Source organism: Catellatospora sp. KI3 (genome assembly GCF_029948125.1).
Classification (GTDB): Bacteria; Actinomycetota; Actinomycetes; order Mycobacteriales; family Micromonosporaceae; genus Catellatospora.
The window spans coordinates 21,511-41,302 of the sequence record NZ_JASAMB010000009.1 but is presented as its reverse complement, the minus strand read 5'-3'; the positions used below and the strand labels follow the sequence as shown (position 1 = coordinate 41,302).

17 protein-coding genes are annotated in these 19,792 nt (G+C 71.5%); 6 read left to right on the top strand and 11 right to left on the bottom strand.

Translation table 11 applies throughout. The features are described 5' to 3' along the window. Nucleotides 1-65 precede the first annotated feature (65 nt). The 3 genes from QEZ54_RS16345 (at nt 66) to QEZ54_RS16335 (ending at nt 1,921) form a co-directional block, all read left to right on the top strand. Entirely contained in the window at nt 66-422 is a 357-nt protein-coding gene (locus tag QEZ54_RS16345; RefSeq protein WP_281305464.1) for a hypothetical protein, read from the top strand. A gap of 69 nt (nt 423-491) precedes the next feature. After that, a complete protein-coding gene (locus tag QEZ54_RS16340) occupies nt 492-1,133 on the top strand; it encodes a GNAT family protein (RefSeq protein ID WP_281305463.1) in 642 nt (213 codons plus the stop codon). Nucleotides 1,134-1,258: 125 nt separating this feature from the next. Next, the gene (locus QEZ54_RS16335) at nt 1,259-1,921 is read left to right on the top strand and encodes a hypothetical protein (protein WP_281305462.1); all 663 of its coding nucleotides are present in this window, start codon (nt 1,259-1,261) and stop codon (nt 1,919-1,921) included. A 290-nt stretch (nt 1,922-2,211) separates the two neighbouring features. On the opposite strand, the gene tgmC is transcribed toward QEZ54_RS16335, so the two are convergent. From tgmC to dhaK, 8 genes are all read right to left on the bottom strand, one after another. Next, the gene (gene tgmC, locus QEZ54_RS16330) at nt 2,212-3,354 is read right to left on the bottom strand and encodes an ATP-grasp peptide maturase system methyltransferase (RefSeq protein ID WP_281305461.1); all 1,143 of its coding nucleotides are present in this window, start codon (nt 3,352-3,354) and stop codon (nt 2,212-2,214) included. 13 nt (nt 3,355-3,367) lie between these two features. Beyond that, nucleotides 3,368-3,790, bottom strand: a complete 423-nt coding sequence (locus tag QEZ54_RS16325) for a hypothetical protein (RefSeq protein ID WP_281305460.1) — start codon at nt 3,788-3,790, stop codon at nt 3,368-3,370. A gap of 105 nt (nt 3,791-3,895) precedes the next feature. Further along, nucleotides 3,896-5,596: a glycerol-3-phosphate dehydrogenase/oxidase gene (locus tag QEZ54_RS16320; RefSeq protein WP_281305459.1), complete on the bottom strand. Its 1,701-nt coding sequence runs from the start codon at nt 5,594-5,596 to the stop codon at nt 3,896-3,898. Between the two features lie 56 nt (nt 5,597-5,652). Next, nucleotides 5,653-7,170, bottom strand: coding sequence for a glycerol kinase GlpK (gene glpK, locus QEZ54_RS16315; RefSeq protein ID WP_281305458.1), 1,518 nt, complete (start codon nt 7,168-7,170; stop codon nt 5,653-5,655). 38 nt (nt 7,171-7,208) lie between these two features. Continuing rightward, a complete protein-coding gene (locus QEZ54_RS16310) occupies nt 7,209-8,075 on the bottom strand; it encodes an MIP/aquaporin family protein (RefSeq protein WP_281305457.1) in 867 nt (288 codons plus the stop codon). 225 nt (nt 8,076-8,300) lie between these two features. After that, nucleotides 8,301-9,959: a putative PEP-binding protein gene (locus QEZ54_RS16305; protein ID WP_281305456.1), complete on the bottom strand. Its 1,659-nt coding sequence runs from the start codon at nt 9,957-9,959 to the stop codon at nt 8,301-8,303. Then, a complete protein-coding gene (gene dhaL, locus QEZ54_RS16300; RefSeq protein ID WP_281305455.1) occupies nt 9,956-10,606 on the bottom strand; it encodes a dihydroxyacetone kinase subunit DhaL in 651 nt (216 codons plus the stop codon). Before dhaL ends, QEZ54_RS16305 begins: the two co-directional genes overlap by 4 nt. Further along, nucleotides 10,606-11,604, bottom strand: coding sequence for a dihydroxyacetone kinase subunit DhaK (gene dhaK / locus QEZ54_RS16295; protein WP_281305454.1), 999 nt, complete (start codon nt 11,602-11,604; stop codon nt 10,606-10,608). Before dhaK ends, dhaL begins: the two co-directional genes overlap by 1 nt. A gap of 97 nt (nt 11,605-11,701) precedes the next feature. On the opposite strand from dhaK, the gene dhaM reads away from it, so the two are divergent. After that, nucleotides 11,702-12,094, top strand: coding sequence for a dihydroxyacetone kinase phosphoryl donor subunit DhaM (gene dhaM / locus QEZ54_RS16290; RefSeq protein ID WP_281305453.1), 393 nt, complete (start codon nt 11,702-11,704; stop codon nt 12,092-12,094). After that, nucleotides 12,078-12,338 carry an HPr family phosphocarrier protein gene (locus QEZ54_RS16285; RefSeq protein WP_281305452.1) on the top strand — a complete coding sequence of 87 codons (261 nt, stop codon included), beginning with the start codon at nt 12,078-12,080 and terminating at the stop codon, nt 12,336-12,338. The genes dhaM and QEZ54_RS16285 overlap by 17 nt, the downstream gene beginning before the upstream one ends. Nucleotides 12,339-13,191: 853 nt before the next feature. Here QEZ54_RS16285 and QEZ54_RS16280 read toward each other — a convergent pair. The 3 genes from QEZ54_RS16280 to QEZ54_RS16270 form a co-directional block, all read right to left on the bottom strand. After that, the gene (locus QEZ54_RS16280) at nt 13,192-13,485 is read right to left on the bottom strand and encodes a hypothetical protein (RefSeq protein WP_281305451.1); all 294 of its coding nucleotides are present in this window, start codon (nt 13,483-13,485) and stop codon (nt 13,192-13,194) included. Between the two features lie 123 nt (nt 13,486-13,608). Next, nucleotides 13,609-13,929 (bottom strand): hypothetical protein, encoded by a 321-nt coding sequence (locus tag QEZ54_RS16275; RefSeq protein WP_281305450.1) that lies wholly within the window; start codon nt 13,927-13,929, stop codon nt 13,609-13,611. Nucleotides 13,930-14,148: 219 nt separating this feature from the next. Next, complete coding sequence (locus tag QEZ54_RS16270) at nt 14,149-18,435, bottom strand: discoidin domain-containing protein (RefSeq protein ID WP_281305449.1); 4,287 nt, start codon at nt 18,433-18,435, stop codon at nt 14,149-14,151. A gap of 396 nt (nt 18,436-18,831) precedes the next feature. On the opposite strand from QEZ54_RS16270, the gene QEZ54_RS16265 reads away from it, so the two are divergent. Beyond that, entirely contained in the window at nt 18,832-19,791 is a 960-nt protein-coding gene (locus tag QEZ54_RS16265) for an aldo/keto reductase (RefSeq protein WP_281305448.1), read from the top strand. The last annotated feature ends 1 nt before the right edge of the window (nt 19,792 follow it).

Here is a 19,792-nt window from a genome sequence, read left to right as displayed (position 1 = left end):
CGGGCCTACCCAACCGGAACCGAACGTAACGGATACCGGCCGAGACGCTGCAGTACGATCCCCCGGTGACCGAGACCCTCCTGCTGCGCTTCTCCTTTTTCGAGCACGACTGGGACGGGGACGTGGACTGGGCCGCAGAGGCCGAGGCGGAGCTGCTGCGCCGGGCCGAGGGCGACTGGTTCCCCGTCGACGGCACCGACGAGCCGGAGGAGTTCGAGACGCTCGACGAGCTGGCGGAGCGGGCCGAAGAGGTCGTCGTCGGCGAGTGGGACATGCCCGCCGACGCGGTCCGGCTGCCGCTGGCCAAGCTGCGCGCCATCATCGCCGAGGGCGGCTGGACGTTCGCGGCCGGGGACTTCGCCGACTACGAGGGCCACCACAACGACACCGAACTGACCGTGAAGCTGGTCCGCGACGTCTGAGGCGCACCGGTAAGGCACGGCCGGGGAAAAGCGGGTGCGGCGCCCGGGCTGGCTGGCTACCGTCCGGGCGTGGCGCACACCTATCCCCCGCTGAACGTGGCAGTCCGCACGCCTCGCCTGACGCTGGCCGGTGCCTCCGACGAACTGCTGGAGCGCCTGGTGCCGCTCGTGCGGGCCGGGATCGCCGACGCCGAGCCGTGGCCGTTCGACGACCCGCACTCGTTCTACGCCGACAGCCCCGAACGCGAATGGCGGTGGCTGCGCGCCATCTGGTCCGGCCGCTCCCGCATGAGCCCCGATGCCTGGCGGCTCTACTTCGTCGTCCTCGTCGACGGAGAGCCGGTCGGCATGCAGGACCTCATCGGCCGGGACTTCGACCGGTTCGGCACGGTGTCCAGCTTCTCGTGGCTGGCACCCGGCAGTCGCGGACAGGGGCTGGGCCGGGAGATGCGGGCGGCGATCCTGCAGCTGGCCTTCGCCGGGCTGGGCGCGCGCGAGGCCGGCAGCGACGCCTTCGTCGACAACGTGGCCTCCAACCGCGTGTCCCGTGCCCTGGGCTACGAGCCGAACGGCACGGACTGGGACACCCGGCGCGGCGAGCTCGCGCGGATCCAGCGCTGGCGGCTCACCCGCGAGGCATGGGACCGGGTCCGCCGGGACGACATCGAGCTCACCGGCGTCAAGGAGTGCCTGCCCGTACTGGGCATATAGTCACCCTAAGTAGCCTCAACACCACGCACCGTACGGCGTGGTGCCGTGGATTCGTGCTCGCAGCCCGCTAGAACCGACCTCGGGGTCTTCCACCGCAGGGAGTCCAACTGTCACCGAGGAGAAACGTGAAGTCGTCTACCAGAGCTCGGGTACGACGGGCCGTCGGAGTGGTCGGCCTCGCGGCCGCCACCCTGCTGGCCTTCGGCGGTTTCGCCCAGGCCGAGCCCGAAGCAGCGGCGGTCATCAGCGCCTGCGTCGACAAGAAGACCGGCGACGTACGCATCCCCGACCTGCCCAGGGGTGGCGGGCACGGCTGCGGCAAGAACGAGCAGAGCGTGGTCTGGAACATCAAGGGCCCGCGCGGACCGCAGGGCAAGCCCGGCCGACAGGGCCCGCCCGGACCCCCCACGCTGCCGGCCGCCTTCGAGACGGCCAATCTCAGGGGCACGCTGACGCCGAACACCGACCCGCGCGACATCGCCCTGCTCGAGGGCCTGCCCGCAGGGCGCTACCAGTTCACGAGCACGATCACCGCGGAGACCGTCGGGGGCAATCCCTTCTTCCGGTGCAGCCTTGAGAAGAACGGGAACGTGGCCGAGCAGTTCGCAACCATGCTCGAGCGGATCGCCGGACAGCCCGACCCCTCGCAGGGCTACGGGGTGTCCAGCAGCATGACGGCTCTGGTCACCGTCGCGGCGGGCGACCGGGTCGCCGCGCGCTGCTTCGGCGTGGGGAGCTACGTCACGAAGCTGGTCGCGGTAGCGGTGGCGCCGGCGCCGGCGCCGTAGCGGTCGCCGCCCGTCGCAGCCGACAAGGAGCCGGAACGAGCCGCCACCAGCGGCCGTCCCGGCTCCTGCTGCTGTCGCCGTCAGGCGGGACGTGCCGCCGTGCCGGCGAGTATCGCGTCGGCGGCACGGACCAGGCCGGGCTCGACGCGGGCAAGGTCGACATCGAGTCCTTCCCCGACGGCGGCCTAGGCTGCAGTTTCGGGGAAAGTGCACGAATCCGGGCTCGGATTGCCGCACCTTCCCCGAAACTGCACCATGGCTTCCCGGATTTGGGCGAGTTCAGGCTGCGGCTAGAGGTCAACGGCTGCGTTCGACGGGTGGTCGAGCCAGATCCGGTGCAGGCCGTCGCGGGTCACCGTGAGGCCGGTGCGCTCGCGGGCAGGCTCGCCTTGGCGCCGCCACAGGGAGTACGCCTGCTCGACCTCGTCCCACAGCCTGCGCGGGCCGCGCTGCTCGACCCGGTTCGTGCCGGTGTCGAGGCACGACCAGGAACCGTCCAGGGCCAGCAGCCACAGCTGCGCGGAGCCGTCCTCGGGCAGCACGTCGAGCCGCCCGGCGTCGGGTACCAGGAGCGACACCCAGAGTGAGGCGTGCGGATGGTCGAGCGCATCGGGTGGGACGGGGGTGGTGTGGGTGGCTCCGGTCTGGCCGGCCGCCGCCTTCCACGCAGCGTCGGGGTCGACGCGGGCGGCGGTGCGTACCGGCATGGGATCGCCTGGCATCGACAGGAATCGGCCCTGCGCCGTGCCGTGGTCGACCTCCAGGCGCACGAGCGGGCCCCCGCCGAGTCCGCGCCACAGGCTGGCGACTATCAGGCCGCCGTCGGCGACCTGGAAGATCCAGTCCGGGGGTATGGCAGGGACGGCGCAGGTGGCGATGAGGCGGTCGAAGCGTGGTGAGCCGGGCCAGCCGGACCGCCCGTCCGTGGTGGCGATGTGCGGTTCGCAGCCGCAGGAATTGAGCCGCGAGCGGGCCGCCTCCACAACGGCGCCGTCGACGTCGACGCTGTACACGTTGGAGTCGCCGAGGCGGTGGCTGAGCAGCGCGGCGTTGTAGCCCGTGCCGAGGCCCACCTCCAGGACCCGCTCGCGGCCGGTGAGGGCGAGGGCTTCGAGCATGGTCGCCATCAGGCTGGGCCGGGTGGAGCCGCAGGTCGGAGTGCCGGATCGGGCCGGGGCCTTCGGGTCGGGGGTGGTCTCGCCGTCGAGCTGGGTGGCGAGAGCGGTGTCGGCGTACACGAGCCGCAGGTAGTCGGGCTCTCTGCGGTCGACCCCGCGCCACCTGCCGTCGGGCTGCCAGAGGAAGAACGCGGGCAGGAACCCGTGCCGCGGTACCTCTTGAAAGGCGCAGACCAGGTGCTCGTCGTCCAGGTGTCCACCATCGGCGAGCGCGCGCACGTACGCCGTCCGTGCCATGATCTCCGCGCTGCTCAACGTCCGTGTCTCCTCAGCGCGACTGGACCGTCACGCGGTAGTTGAGCTCGACGAGGTCGTGGGAGTAGTTCGGGGCCTTGAACGTCAGCCGCAGCCAGCGGTGCTCGCCGCCGCGCGGGTCGGGCGCGACCTCGACACGTTCGTCGCAGGCCCCGAGGTGCACCGCGCTGATGTTGCCCGTGCTGCGGAACCGGCGCACGCTCAGCTCGGCCCACAGCGCGGTCGGCGGCTGCGGGTACGGCGCACTGTCGGGCAGGAAGAACGAGATCTCCTGCAGCTGGCCCAGGCTGATCGCCCCGCGGAAGCCGGCACTGCGGCCCAGGACCACGTATCCGCTGTAGACAGTCGTGTGCACGGTCTCGCCGGTGGCCGGATCGGCACCGTCGAGGAACGCTCGCGGGCCGGGCGTCACCGCGCGGATCTCCAGGAACTCCACGCCCGAAGGCTATCGCCACCCGCAACCGGAAGCCCGGTCAGGCAGACTGCCGCCTCCCGCAGGAAACTGCACGTACCGGCGGGCGGCGGGCGGCCGGCGCGGCGGTCAGCCCAGGTCGGGGGCGGCCAGGCGGACCTTGTCGGCTGACTCGTCGTCGGGTTCCTGCTGCGACTGCCGCTCGGCCTGGACGCGCCGTGCGTACACCTCGATCTCCTCGGCGATCTCGTCCGGCGACCAGCCCAGCACCGAGCCCATCAGCCGCGCCACCGTCTCCGACGCCTGCACCCCGCGCGACCACGTCTCGATGGACGCCCGGGTACGCCGGGCCAGCACGTCGTCCACGTGCAGCGCACCCTCGTGCGACGCCGCGTAGACCGCCTCGGCCGCCAGGTAGTCGTCGGCCCCCGGCAGCGGCTCCGCCAGCTCCGGGTACTCCGCGATCAACGCCAGCACCTCGTGGATCATCGAGCCGTACCGGTTGAGCAGGTGCTGGATCCGCACCACGTGCAGCCCCGACTCCTGCGCCAGCAGGTGCCGCCGGTTCCACAGCCCGCGATACCCGTCGGCCCCCACCAGCGGCACCTCATGGGTGATCGACTCCGGCACCTTCAGGTCCAGCCCCCGCACCGCCTCGTCGACCGCGTCCTTGCCCATCACCCGGTACGTCGTGTACTTCCCGCCCGCGACGACCACCAGCCCCGGCACCGGATGCCCGACCAGGTGCTCGCGGGACAGCTTGCTCGTCTCCTCGGACTCCCCCGCCAGCAGCGGCCGCAGCCCGGCGTACACCCCTTCGACGTCCTCCTGGGTCAGCTTCGTGACCAGCACGGAGTTCACGTGCGCGAGCAGGTACCGGATGTCGCCGGCGGTGGCGGCGGGGTGGGCGAGGTCGAGGTGCCAGTCCGTGTCCGTCGTCCCGATGATCCAGTGCCGGCCCCACGGTATGACGAACAGGACGCTCTTCTCCGTCCGCAGGATCAGCCCGGTCCGCGACTGGATCCGGTCACGCGGCACCAGCAGGTGGATCCCCTTCGACGCCCGCACGTGGAACTGCCCGCGGGTGTCGGCCATCCGCTGCGTCTCGTCGGTCCACACCCCGGTCGCGTTGATGATCTGCTGCGCCCGGATGTCGTACACGTCGTCGCTGAGCTGGTCGCGCACCCGCGCCCCGACGACCCGCTCCCCTTCCCGCAGGAACGAGATCACCTTCGCCCGGTTGGCCGCGTGCGCCCCGTACGATGCGGCTGTGCGCACCACCGTCAGCGTGTGCCGGGCGTCGTCGACCTGCCCGTCCCAGTACTGCACCGCCCCGACCAGCGATGCCTTCTTCAGGCAGGGGGCCTCGTGCAGGGCCCGGCGGTGCGACAGGTGCTTGTGGTGCGGCACGCCGCGCCCGCTGCCGGTGGTCAACCCCATGGTGTCGTACAGGGTGACGCCCGCGCCCACATAGGGCCGCTCCCAGATCCGGTGCGTCAGCGGGTAGAGGAACTTCACCGGCTTCACCAGGTGCGGGCAGATCCGCGTCAGCAGCAGCGCCCGCTCCTTCAGGGCCTCGGCGACCAGCGAGAAGTCGAGCATCTCCAGGTACCGCAGCCCGCCGTGGATCAGTTTGCTGGAGCGGCTGGACGTGCCCGACGCCCAGTCCCGCGCCTCGACGATGCCGGTGGACAGGCCCCGGGTGACCGCGTCGAGCGCGGCCCCCGCCCCCACGACTCCCCCGCCGATGACCAGGATGTCCAGTTCCCGGGCCGACATGTCGGCCAGCGCCTGGCGGCGCGCCTGGGCGGACATGGCAACAGCCTCCACGGCCAGCCTCCCCCGCTGTGCGACTTCCGTGTGCTCTTACCCCGTGAGCTGGGGTTTCACTCCACCTCGACCCAGTTCAGCGTCCGCTCCACCGCCTTCTTCCAGCCTTTGTAGCCCTCGGTGCGCTGCTGGTCGGTCCACTGCGGGTCCCAGCGCTGGTCCTCGTGCCAGTGCTGGCGCAGCTGGTCGGTGGACTCCCAGAATCCGACGGCGAGCCCGGCCGCGTACGCGGCGCCGAGCGCGGTCGTCTCGGCGACCACCGGTTTGCTGACCGGCACCCCCAGGATGTCAGCCTGCAGCTGCATGCACAGCCTGTTCGCGGTGATCCCGCCGTCGACCTTGAGGAAGTCGAGCTTGACCCCGGAATCCTTCTCCATCGCCTCGACGACGTCGCGCGACTGGTAGCAGATCGCCTCCAGGGCGGCGCGGGCCAGGTGGGCGTTGGTGTTGAACCGGGACAGGCCCACGATCACGCCGCGGGCGTCGGAGCGCCAGTAGGGCGCGAACAGGCCGGAGAAGGCGGGCACGAAGTAGATCCCGCCGTTGTCGTCGACCTGCCGGGCCAGGGCTTCGCTCTGCGCGGCGCCGCTGATGATGCCGAGCTGGTCGCGCAGCCACTGGATGGCCGAGCCGGTGACGGCGATGGACCCTTCCAGGGCGTACACGGCGGGCTGGCCGCCGAACTGGTAGCAGACCGTGGTGAGCAGGCCGCTGTTGGAGCGGACCAGTTCGGTGCCGGTGTTGAGCAGCATGAAGTTGCCCGTGCCGTAGGTGTTCTTGGCCTCGCCGGGGCTGAAGCACACCTGCCCGACGGTGGCGGCCTGCTGGTCGCCGAGCGAGGCCGGCAGCGGCACCTCGCCGCCGACGGGCCCGCTGGTCCGGGTGGTGCCGTAGAGCGTCGGGTCCGACGACGGGCGGATCTGCGGCAGCATCTGCCGGGGTATGCCGAAGAAGCCCAGCAGCTCGTCGTCCCAGTCCAGGGTCTCCAGGTTCATCAGCATGGTGCGGCTGGCGTTGGTGACGTCGGTGATGTGCACGCCGCCGTCGGCGCCGCCGGTGAGATTCCACAGCACCCAGGTGTCGGTGTTGCCGAACAGCGCGTCGCCGTTCTCCGCCGCTTCCCGTACGCCGCCGACGTTCTCCAGGATCCACTGGATCTTGCCGCCGGAGAAGTACGTCGCCGGCGGCAGCCCGGCCTTGCGCCGGATCACGTCGCCGCGGCCGTCGCGGTCCAGCGCGGCCGCGATGCGGTCGGTGCGGGTGTCCTGCCAGACGATCGCGTTGTAGTACGGCCGCCCGGTCCTGCGGTTCCACACCACGGTCGTCTCGCGCTGGTTGGTGATGCCCAGCGCGGCGAGGTCGGTGGCCTGCAGCTTCTGCTGCGCCATGGCCGTCTTGACCACCGCGCTGGTGCGCTCCCAGATCTCGACCGGGTTGTGCTCGACCCAGCCCGCCTGCGGCAGGTACTGCTTGTGCTCGAGCTGGTGCTTGCCGACCTCGTTGCCACCGTGGTCGAAGATCATGAACCGGGTGCTGGTCGTGCCCTGGTCGATCGCACCGACGAAGTCAGCCATCTCGCGAGTCCTCTCCACAACGGTCCGGATCGATCATTTCACTTTCCGGGCTCGCTTCCGCCCTCCGGCAGCACCGGCGGGCTCGCCTCGGCATCCAGCGCCACCGTTCCGGTCGGCGTGCCCTCCACCACCGTCTCCGGCGTCAGGTGCCGCCCGATCAGCAGGTGGTACAGCCAGGCGCCCAGCAGACCGCCGATGAACGGGCCCAGAATCGGCACCCAGAAATAGAGATTCCCATACTGGTCTCTCCAGGCGGTGTCGTAACCCGTCAGATAGGAGGCGAAGCGGGGCCCCAGGTCGCGGGCCGGGTTGATGGCGTACCCGGCGGCGGTGCCCCAGGCCATGCCGATCGCGACCACCAGCAGGCCGATCATGAGCGGGGCGAGGTTGGCCAGCGGCGGCAGGTTGAGCACATCGGTCAGCGCCAGCACCAGGAAGAGCAGGATCGCCGTGCCGATGATCTGGTCGCGGAAGGCGCCCCAGGTGCCGATGGGCAGCGTGCCGTTGCCGGGCAGGGTGGAGAAGACCCCCTGCGTCTTGATGGTGTGACCAGGATCGACCTTGCCCAGCACCTCGGTGTAGTTCCACCGTACGATCAGCGCCGCGACGAACGCGCCGAGCAGCTGCGCGACCCAGTACGGCACCACCTTGCGCCAGGGGAACCCCTTGAACGTCGCCAGCGCCAGGGTCACCGCCGGGTTGAGGTGTGCGCCGCTGATCCGCGCGGCGGTGTAGACACCCAGCGTCACGCCCAGCCCCCACGCCCAGGTGATGCTGTCGTGGTCCCCGTAGCCTCCGGCCACGACCTGGGCGACCACGCCGACACCGAACAGAATCAGGATCATGGTCCCGGCGAACTCGGCGCTCATCTCGCGCCAGATGCAGTGGGACTTCGTCTCCGCCATGGTTGTTCCCGCCCCCTACGCGGGTTGGCGAGCAAGGCGACGAGCCGGGCGGCGGATACGCTGCCGTCGCGGCGTCGGTTCGCCGCTGACCACCGCGTCTATGGTGATCTCGTTCCGTTTCACGCCATCGGCGTGACCAGTCTCAACACTAGATCGGTCTGATTCGGTCGCTGCCGGGTATGGCGGCCGCCAGGCCGAACAGGCCCTAATGGGGCGAATATCCGCTCACCCGTGATCGGACGGCCCGAGCGTCGTGTCCCGAACCAGCGTCGTGCCCCGAACCACCGCCCGCACCTCGTCCAGCGACGTCGGCGCCACCGACAGGATCCGGCACCCCGCCGCGAGCAGCGCCGGGACGACGGCCGGGTCGCCCGCCGCGTCCCCGCACACCGACACGTCCCGCCCCGCCCGCACTCCCGCCGCGGCCACCCGTGCGATCGCGGCCAGCACCGGCGGGTCCGCGGCGCGGGCCGGGGTCAGCGCCGGGTCGCGCCGGTCCAGGCCCAGCAGCGCGGCGGTGAGGTCGTTGCTGCCGATGGAGAGGAAGTCCGACGCGGCCGCGATCGCGTCGACCTCGGCCACCGCCTCGGGCAGCTCGATCATCGCGCCGAGCGGCGGCACCCCGGTGCCGTGCTCGTGCGACACCTCGTGCAGCAGCTCGCGGCAGCGGTACAGGTCCGCGGCCGACGCCACCATCGGCACCATGATCCGCAGCCGGGTGTCGGCTCCGGTGTCCAGAATCGCCGCGAGCTGGTCGGCGAACGCGTCCGGGTGCGCCAGCAGCAGCTGCAGCCCCCGGTGCACGGTCGCCTCGGCGGCGAGGAACGGCGGCAGCTTGTCGGGGGCGAAGTCGAGCACCCGTACCGTCGCGGTCCGCCCCGCCAGCGCGGTCAGCACCGGCCGCAGCGCCGCCACGTGCTCGGCCCGGGTCGGCCAGCGGGCCGCCTGCAGGAACGGCAGCTCGGTGCGGATCAGTCCCGCCCCGGCCGCACCCGCGGCCAGCCCCGCCTCGACGTCGGCGGCCGCCGACACGTTGACCAGCAGCGTCACCGGCTGCCCGTCGGCGGTCACGGCGGGCAGGTCGCGGTGCTCGGCCAGCCACTGGCGCCGCTGCCGGGCCGTGGCCACGGCGTTGTCGGCCGCGGCGCGGGCGGCGGCACCGGGGCGTACGGTCAGGACGCCGGCGGCGCCGTCGAGGACCGCTTCGGCCCCGTCCTCGGCCGAGGGCAGGTCGATGCCGAACACCAGCGGCACGCCCAGCGCCCGCGCCACGATCGCGACGTGCGCGTTCGGGCCGCCCCGCGCCGACACACCGCCCAGCACGGTGGCCTCCGGGTTCAGCAGGTCGTCGGCGCCGAGCTCGGCGGCGGCCAGCAGCACCGGGCCGTCGGCGACGGGCCGCACCCCGCCCCGCAGCTGCTGCACCACCCGCTGCCCGACCAGCCGTACGTCGGCCGCGCGGGCCGCCAGCGTAGGGTCGTCCAGGCCCGCCAGCAGCTCGGCGTAGCGCGCCGCCGCCTCGATCACGGCCCGGTCGGCGCGCTCGCCCGCCGCGCACTCGGCCATCGCGGCCGCCCGCAGGTCGGGGTCGTCGGCGATCAGCGCCGTCGCCTCCAGGATCTCGGCCGCCTGGTCCACCTGCGCCCCCGGCGGCACGAGGCCGCCGCGGTCCGCAGCGGCCTGCTCCGCCACGGCCGCCCGGATGGCCGCCGCGCGGGCGCGCAGCCCCGCCGCGACCGCGTCGAACGCGGTCCGCAACCGCTCTGGGCCCGCCGCGGCCAGCACGCCGTTGCCGGGTGACTCCGGTGCGAGCAGGTGCAGCCTGCCCACCGCCACCCCCGCCGCACCGGGCGTGCCCCGGTAGACCACGTCAGCGCCGGTCATGGGCGTCGCGTGGTGACGGTGTCGGCCAGCGCCTGGAAGATCAACCAGGTGGAGGTGGCCCCGGGGTCCTGGTGCCCCACGCTGCGCTCGCCCAGGTAGGAGGCGCGGCCGCGGCGGGCCTGCAGCGGGATGGTGTCGCGCATGCCCTGCTGGGCCGCGTCGGCGGCGGCTCGCGCGGCCGCCGCCAGGCCGCCGTCGCGGTCGCCGGAGTGCGCCCGCGCGGCCTGCTCGAACGCGTCCACCGCCGGGGCGTACGCGTCCACGATGGTCTTGTCGCCCGGCACCGCACCGCCCAGCTTGCACACCGCCTCCAGCCCGGCCCGCAGCCCCGCCGCCAGTGCTGCGGTGTCGGCGTCGCCCTGCTCCGGCAGCGCCTTGCCCAGCGCCCGCAGCGCGCTGCCGAACAGCGGCCCGGACGCCCCGCCCACCCGCGACACCAGCGTCGACCCGGCCAGCGTGAACACCCCGCGTACGCCGTCGGCGGGCGCCCCGTCCAGCGCGGCCCGTACGGCGGTGAAGCCCCGGTTCATGTTCACCCCGTGATCGGAGTCCCCGATCGCCGCGTCGAGCTGGGTCAGGTGGTCGGCCTGGCCGGCGATCGAGTCGGCGACCGCGTACAGCCAGGCCCTGGCCTGGGAGGCGTCCATCAGACCCCCCACCGCAGCGCCGGGGTGCGCACCGGCGCGTCCCACAGCCGCAGCATCTCGGCGTCGGCCCGGCACACCGTCAGCGACATGCCCGCCATGTCCAGGCTCGTCACATAGTCGCCGACCAGGTTGCGCGCGATGCGCACCCCGGCCGCCTCGAGCATGCCCGCGACCTCGCCGTACAGCAGGTAGAGCTCGATCAGCGGGGTGCCGCCGAGGCCGTTCATCAGCACGATCACGTCCTCGCCCGAGGCCACCGGCTTGGCCGCCATGATCGCCTCCAGCGACATGGCCGCGATGTCACGGGCCGGCAGCAGCTGCTCGCGCCGCCGCCCCGGCTCGCCGTGGATGCCGACCCCGACCTCCATCTCGTCCTCGGGCAGCTCGAACCCGGGCCGCCCCGCCGCCGGGGTGGTGCACGCGGTAAGCGCCACCGCGAACGACCCGCTGGCCTCGTTCACCCGGGTCCCCATCGCGGCCACCGCCGCCGCGCCCGCACCGGTCTCGGCCAGCGCTCCGGCGATCTTCTCCACCAGCATCGTGGCGCCCGTGCCGCGCCGCCCGGCGGTCCAGGTCGAGTCCTCCACCGCCACGTCGTCGTTGACCAGCACCGTCTGCACCTCGATGCCCCCGTCGCCGAGCAGGTCGGCGGCGAGCTGGAAGTTCATCACGTCCCCGGTGTAGTTCTTCACGATGTGGACCACGCCCGCGCCGCCGTCGACGGCCCTGCTGGCCGCCACGATCTGGTCCGGCACCGGCGAGGTGAACACCTCCCCTGGGCAGGCCGCGTCGAGCATGCCCAGGCCGACGAAGCCGGCGTGCATCGGCTCGTGCCCGGAACCGCCGCCGGAGACCAGTGCGACCTTGCCCGCCCGCGGGGCGTCGGCGCGGGCCGCATACGGGCCGTCCAGGTCCACGCGCAGGTCGGGATGGGCGGCGGACAGGCCGATCAGGGCCTCCCGGACGACCGCGTCGGGATGGTTGATGAACTTCTTCACGACGGAACTCCCTTCCCGGTCGGCCCGTACGCGCCACGGGGCACCATGTCAATCTTGCCCCGGTTCCGCCCGGTCTGCGCGGCGTAGCATCCCCATCATGACCAGCACTGTGAGCATCGTGCTCGTCTCGCACAGCGCACTGCTGGTGGCGGGCGTCCGGGAACTGCTGCGCCAGGTCGCCGGGGAGCACGTCGGCATCAACACCGCCGGCGGCACCGAGGACGGCGGGCTGGGCACCGGCTACGACCTCGTACGCACCGCCATCGACGACGCCGACGACGCGCTCGGCGTGGTGGTCATCCCCGACCTGGGCAGCTCGGTGCTGACCGCCAAGGCCGTCCTGGACGACGAGCCGCGCGAGAAGGTGGTGCTGCTCGACGTGCCGTTCGTCGAGGGCGCCCTGGCCGCCGCGGTCATCGCCGCCACCGGCGCCGACCTGGACACCGTGGTCGCCGCGGCGCGGGAGGCCTGGGATGCCCGGAAGCTGTGAGACCGACGTCGTGCTGGGCGCGCACCTGCACGCGCGGCCGGCCGGTCAGGTGGTGCGGGCCGCGGCGCGCTTCAGCAGCGACGTCGAGATCAGCTTCGGCGGGCGTACGGCCTCCGCCCGCGGCATCCTCGGCCTGCTCGCCCTCGGCGCGACCGCCGGCCAGACCGTGACCGTCCGCGCCACCGGCGACGACGCCCCCGAAGCCCTCGCCGCCATCGTCACCGCCCTCACCACCACCCCCTGACCCACCCCCACCCCACCCACCCCCGCACCTGGCCGCCACGCGCCGCACCAGGCCGCGCCGCACCGCGCCGCACCGGGCCGCACCGGGCCGCGCCGCACCGGGCCCGTGACGAGGCTGCAGTTTCGGGGAAAGTGCTGGAATCACGCCCAAGATTCCTGCACTTTCCCCGAAACTGCAGCCAGGCACCGCGAGGGCGCGGCGAAGATCGGCGGATGGGGGCACGGAAGTGGAGTTCGGAGCAGCGGCCGCGTGGTGAAGTGACCGCTGAGCGCGATCTTCGACGCGCGCCCACAGCACCGACCACCGGCCAGGGTCCGGACAGGCGATCGCACCCGGTCGCCCGCAGAAAAGGGACCCGGGTCAGCGATCGCACAGCGGCCACCCGCAGGGAAAGGGACCCGAGTCGGCGACCGCGTCCCGGCCACAGCTGGAACGGGACCCGAGTCGGCGATCTTCGGCATACCTACCGGGCATGATCGCGATTCTCGGTCAAAGGGCCCGCTGACGACGAACTTCACGACCGGAAACGACGATCACCGCCGCCTCCCATCCGTCGCACGGGTCCGTCACCGGGGTGGGTCTCACCAGATGCGCCGGAAGCGGGAGCCTCCTTCGTCGGCGGACGCCCCGAAGCCGATCGCGGCGACCGAACGAGTGCACGCGGTCGGCTCGGCGGCTTCGGTGTCGACACCACGGTGGCGACCGGCGTCCACACGGCCTGGTTCTCCGACGACGACGCCAGCTCCTGGCCGGCCACGAAGACCTTGCCCGAGGTCGGCGGTCCAGGCCGGGGCGAGCCGAGGGGCCGAGGGGCCGAGGGGCCGAGGGGCCGAGGGGCCGAGGGGATGCCCGGTCAGGCGGTCGTGCGGGCGGCTTCGAGGCCGGCCACGATGGCTTCGAGCTGTGACTTCTTCTCGGCGGGGGCGACGAACCCCACGAAGGGGCCGCCGTCGAACGAGAGCATCACCGAGACCAGCTGCTCGCGCTCGCTGCTGAAGAGCCGTACCCGGCGGTCGATGTCCTGCCAGGTCGCGCTGCGGAACGACGACGCGGGCACCCGGGTCTTCGACTGGCCGCCGTGCAGCTTCTCGAACCATTCGCCGTCGAGCACCAGGCGCTCATTGGACTGCCCATCCACGATCAACATCGACGCAGCGTAGCCAGGCGGTCGGGGCCGTGCCATCGACCGGTCGGCGCGAGCTGCCCACCGTCCAGGGCGGACGTAGCGGCACGGTGGGCCGGGAGCGGCCGTCCACCGTGCCTGTCGTGATCAGACGGAGTAGACGAGCGCGGTGCCGGCCAGGGCCACGTAGCCGGACTGGCACAGGGCCCGGGAGGTGCCGAGGATGCCGACCTTCGGGCCGTACGCGTAGTACACCGATCCGCTGCCGGTCGGGGTGCACTTGGCGCGGGCCTGCATGCTGAAGCTCGACGGGTACCCGGCGCAGCCGTAGGCGGTGTAGGAGCGGCCGGCGTCGCCGTACGAACCCGAGCAGCCCGCCGCGTGCGCGGGGGCCTGCACCGCGAGGACCGGCAGCGCGGCCACCACGACGATCGCGGACAGCTGCACCAGTGTCTTGATTCTGCGCATGTACTTCCTCCTTGAGGGCATGCCCGCCCGCCGGTGCGAGCACCGCGGCAATCGCGGCGACGCCACCGTAAGCAGAGGTCCATTCACGCGGGTACGTGGTCCTGAACTGTGGGATAGCGCTCTCCCAAGATCACGCATGGCATGCGCTGCCGGAAACGCGGCAGCGCCGCCGACAGGCCGTGAGGCCCGCCGGCGGCGCTGACCGGTAATACGGTGGGGCTAGTTCTGCGTGATCGTGAACGTGGTGGTGGTGTTCCTGATGTTCTGGAAGTTGTTGCTGAACGTCAGGTTGGTGAACGTCGCCGAACCGATGGCCGGGCCCTGACCCGCTTCGGGCATCTCGTTGACCCAGATGCCGATGCCGGACTTGGCGTCGTACGCGTCACCGCTCTTCTGGGCGCCGCTGATGCGGACGTTGGTGAAGATGGTGTCGGTCACCGGCTTCTGCTCCGGGTACTTGCTCTGGAACATGATGCCCGAGTACGTCGGGTCGATGATGTCCACGTCGGTCACCCGGATCGCCTGGAAGGTGTGGGTGGCCGCGAACACCCAGATGGCGCCGAAGGTCTGGTTGCCCCAGAAGTGGCCACCTGCCCGGACCAGCGAGATGTTCTCGAACTTCGTCGGCGGGTTGCCGAACCCGACGAACGGGTAGCCGAAGTCCAGCGACGAGATCGTGATGCCCGAGTACGTCAGCATGTCCGCGATGTACATGTTGCGGAACGTGTTGTCGTAGCCGCCGTAGACCGCCAGACCCGCCGCGCGCCAGGTCAGCGTCGCCGAGAGGTTCTCGAAGACGTTGCCGTGGTTGCCGACCGAGCCGCCGCCGTCGGTGGCGGAGAACAGCGCGAACGCGTCGTCGCCGTTGCCCCGGCCCTCGACGTTGGTGACGAGGTTGTTGGTGGAGTCGTTGGTCAGGTTGATGCCGTCGGCGAAGGTGTCGCGGATGCGGCTGTTCTTGACGGTCCAGCCGCTGACGTTGACGCCCCAGAAACCGCAGACGGTGTGCTCGACCCATACGCTGTCGAAGGTCAGGTTGTTGACCGTCTTGAGCTCGCCCCAGACCTTGCCCGGGCCGTCCTGGCGGATGGTGTAGTTGCCGAAGAACGCGAGGTGCTCGAACGTGGAGCCGTTCGCGCTGCTCTCGACCCGGAAGCCCGCGTCGGTGTTCTCCTGCGAGGTCGGCGTCTCGAAGCGGGTATACCACATGCCCGCGCCGGTGACCTTGATCGGCTTGCCGTAGACCTGGAGCTTCTGGGCGGTGGAGTACGTGCCGGCCGGCAGGTACACACCGGTCCAGGTGCCCGTGGTGTCCATGCGGACCGCGTCGAGCGCGTCCTGCACGTTCTGGTGGGTGAAACCGGTCGGCACCTTCAGGTGGGCCGGGTCCGGGTTCGCCCGCGGCGAGACCTTCTCCAGGTTGATGAAGTCGATCGCGAACGTGCCGGAGTTGGCGGCGTCCTTCTGCAGCTTGATCGTGCTACCGGCCGGGATGGTGCTGTCCAGCAGGATGTTGGCCTCGTCGTACAGGTGGCGGGCCGGACCGGCGCCGGGCGAGTTGCTCGGTGCCGCTTCCGCTCCGTACAGCCACGAGTGCTTGGAGGTCAGCGTGATCGCCTTGTGGAAGGCGCCGTTGACGTAGATGTTCAGCGTCGACGTGGTGCCGGTGCCGCCCGAGTTGTCCGGGATCGAGAACCGGGTGACCAGCGCGTTGGCGTCGGCCTTGGTGGTCCACTGCACGTAGGCGCCGTTGGTGTTCAGGGTGACGGCCTTGCGGCCGGACGCCTCACCGCCGAGGTCGCCGATGGTGCGGTTCGGGCCTACCACGCCCGCGCCGCCGCCGGTGGTGCCGTCCTCGGCCTCGTACATGTCGTAGCCCAGGTTGGCGCCGCGACCGACGAAGAAGCCCTGCGTGCTGGTGTTGTTGCCCTGCTTGACCGGCAGCTCGTTACCGTCGACCGCGATGGTCGTGGTCACGTTGTACTTGCCGTTCACGGCCGTCCAGGTGCCCAGGTTCACCGGGGACGTGGTCGCCCCGGCGTTGATGACACCGGAGTACGACCCGGTCTTGGTGGTGATGGTCGCGCCGGTGGCGGCGTCCTTCAGCACCAGGGTGATGCCGTGCGCGCCGGAGGCCGAGGCCTGGACGCCCTGGTTCTTGATCGACACCGAGAAGGTGACGGTGTTGCCCGCCGACGGGTTGCTCGGGCTGAACGCCACCGCGGCGGCGACCAGGTCCGAGGTCTGCACCGGCGCCACCACCAGGTTGGTGGGGTTGGTGTAGCTGTTGTTGGTCTCGCTCTGCTCGACGACCGCGTTCGACTCGTCGACCTTGGCGGTCAGCGCGTACGTGCCCGCGTTCTGCGTGCCGATGCTCACCGAGACGTTGGACTGCGCGCCCGCGGCCAGCGACGCGACGTTCGCCGTACCCACCTTGACCGTGCCGAGGTAGAAGTTGACGTTGGTCGCGCCCGCCGTGGCGGTGCCGTTGTTCTTCACCGTCGCGGTGGCGGTGATGGCGTCGGTCTCGATCGGCGAGGCCGGGCTCCAGGTCGCCGCGGTGACGGTGAGGTCCGGGTTCGGCGCCGGAACGCCGATGACCTGGAACTCGGCCACCTGGCCGCCGGGGGCGCCGGAGTTGCCGGTGAACTGCAGCCGGACGTCGGCGTAGTTGCCCGAGGCCGGGATGGTGACCGTGTTGCCGGAGGCCGGGTTGAAGCTGTACGTCTGCGCCGACACGACGTTGACGAACGAGCTGCTGCTCTGCTCGCGGCCCAGGACCTGGATGGTCTGGGTACGGGCGCCCCACGCGGCGTCGGGGTTCAGCTTGACCACGATCGAGCCGAGCGACACGTTCGAGCCCAGGGCCACGGTGAGCTGGTTGGGCGACGTGCTGCCCTCCCAGTACGTGGTCAGGTCGCCGTCGACGGCCAGCTCCGGGGTGTACACCCAGGTGTGGCCGTTGTCGGTGACCGGCTTGCCCAGCGCCTGGTTGGTGCCGCCACCACCGGAGCCGTTGCGGGTGACCGTGTTGCTCATCGGCGAGATGTTGCCGGCGGCGTCGCGGGCCCGCACGAAGTAGCTGACCGTGGCGGTGTCCGGCTGGCTGTCGGTGTACGTCAGCACGTTGCCGGCCACGGTGGCCCGCAGCGAGCTGTTGGCGTACACGTCGTAGTTGGTCACGCCCACGTTGTCGACCGACGCGGTCCAGGTCAGCTTGATCTGGCCGGAGGCGGGCGAGGTGTAGGCGAGGCTGCCCGGGGCGGTCGGGGCTACCTGGTCACCGGTCTGGCCGGTGCGGGTGACCGTGTTGCTGTTGCCGGACTGGTTGCCGGCGGCGTCGCGGGCCCGCACGTAGTAGCTGACCGTCTCGCTGTCGGGACGGCCGTCGGTGTAGGTCAGCGTGGTGCCGCTGACACTGGTCAGCAGCGCCCCGTTGGCGTAGACGTCGTACGCGGTGACGCCCGTGTTGTCGGTGGAGGCGTTCCAGGTCAGCTTGATCTGACCCTGGGCCGGCTGGGTGTAGGCCAGGCTGCCCGGGGTGGACGGGGCCTGGGTGTCACCGGTCGTCGGGCCGTACACCTCGAACTCGGAGATCTGCGCGGCGGGCCACGCCGAGTTCGCGGTGACCCACAGCCGCACGTAGCGGACCGTCGCGGCCGAGAAGTTGATCGTCACCGTGTTCGCCGACGGGGCGAAGCTGTACACCGTCGAGGCGACGAGGTTGGTGAAGTTCGTCCCGTCCGTGGAGCCCTGCACCGTGATGGTCTGGGTACGCGCGCCCCAGCCGCTCGGCAGCTTCGCCACGACCTTGTTCACGCTGACGGCCGAGCCGAGGTCCACGCGCACCCACTGCGGGAACGCGTTGTTCGTGCTCTCCCAGTAGCTGCCCTGGTTGCCGTCGACGGTGTTGCCCGAGCCGTAGACGTCGGCGTGGCCGCTCTCGGTGGTCGCCTTGCCCTGGGCCAGGTTGCCCGAGCCGGTGCCGGTGCCGGCGCCGTAGACCTCGAGCTCGGACAGCTGCGCCGCCGCCCAGGTGGTGTTGGCGGTGATGTTGACCCGCACGTACCGCTGGCTGGAGGCGGTGAAGTTGAGCGTCACCGTGTTGGCACTGCCGGGGCTGAACGTGTAACCGGCCGAGTTGACCAGCGTCGACCAGGTCGAGCCGTTGGTCGAGCCCTGCACCGACAGCGTCTGGGTGCGCTGCTCCCAGTTGGCGGGCAGCTTGAGCACCACCTGGTCGATGCTGGTGGCGGCGCCAAGGTCGATCTGCGCCCACTGGGGGAACGAGTTGTTCGTGCCCTCCCAGTAGCTGCCCTGGTTGCCGTCGTTGAGGTTTCCGGTCACGAAGCCGTTGTTGGTGCTGCTCGCGCTCGCCGTCTTGCCGAGCGAGAGGTTCGGACCGCCTGCCGCCTGCGCCGTCAGCGCCGGGGCGCCGAAGACCATGAGACCCGTCGCCACCAGGCCGGCGACCAGCCGCAGTCTGCGGTTTTTCGTGGTTTGCATTGCACTCCTCCCTGCATTTATCCGTTCCCATGGGGCGTGGCCATGGCGCTGCGGCGCGCACCGTCGGGACGCGACAGTGCACACCGGAACCGCCAGGTGGCCACTCGACCGGAGCGGGATGCGTGACCTGCGCTTTCGCGCCTGTGCAACGCGGGCGGTCGAAGGGGCACCACGACAGAGCCGTGTTACCGGCTCTTGTCATCGGTGTTTCTGGCTGTGGTAGCAAAACGTTAAGGCAGTCGCGGCTAGAAGTCCACAGATCAATGCAAAAACTAAACCGGATCTGTGTAACCGCTGGTAGAAAGCGCGTACAGGTTCGGCTGACGGCCTGACCTGCGACGGGAGATGATGTAACAGAACCCGCGCGTACGCCTACCGCCTGGATTGGACGCAAACATGGCACTGGAACGGCTGCCCACCGGCGCGCCGACGATCGGACTCGGCCTGGCCGCCGTCGGGCGCCCCGGCTACATCAACCTCGGCCGCGCAAGTGACCTGCCCGGGGACCGGTCCGTGCCCGAGCTCGCGCGGCGCACATCCGAACTGCTCGACGCCGCGTACGCCGCCGGAGTGCGCTACGTGGACACCGCCCGCTCGTACGGCCGCGCCGAGGAGTTCCTGGCCGCCTGGCTGCGCGAGCGCACCCCGTCCGATGTGGTGGTCGGCAGCAAGTGGGGCTACACCTATACGGCCGGCTGGCGGACCGACGCGGCCGTGCACGAGACCAAGGACCACAGCCTCGCCACGTTCACCCGGCAGCTGGCCGAGACGCGGCAGCTGCTGGGCGACCGGCTCGACCTGTACCAGATCCACTCGCTGACCCCGGACAGCCCGGCGCTCGCCGATGCCGCGCTGCACCGCGCGCTGGCCGACCTGCGCGACAGCGGCGTCACCGTCGGCTTCTCCACCAGCGGCCCGCGCCAGGCGGACACCGTCGACGCGGCGCTGGAGATCGAGGTCGGCGGGCGGCCGCTGTTCGGCAGCGTCCAGTCGACCTGGAACCCGCTGGAGCCGTCGGCCGGGCCCGCGCTGGCCCGCGCCCGGTCGCGCGGCTGCCGGGTGATCGTCAAGGAGGCGATGGCCAACGGACGGCTGGCCGCGGCCGCGGCCCCCGAGGCGGTCGCCGCGGTGGCAAGCGGGTCGGACTCGACGCCCGACGCGGTCGCGCTGGCGGCCGCGCTGGCCCAGCCGTGGGCCGACGTGGTGCTGTCCGGGGCGGCCACCGTCGCGCAACTGCGCAGCAACCTCGCCGCCCGCACCCTGACCCCGGCCACCACCGAGCTCGCCGCACTCTCAGAACTGGCCGAACCACCCGCCGCCTACTGGCACCACCGCGCCGCCCTCCCCTGGGCCTGAC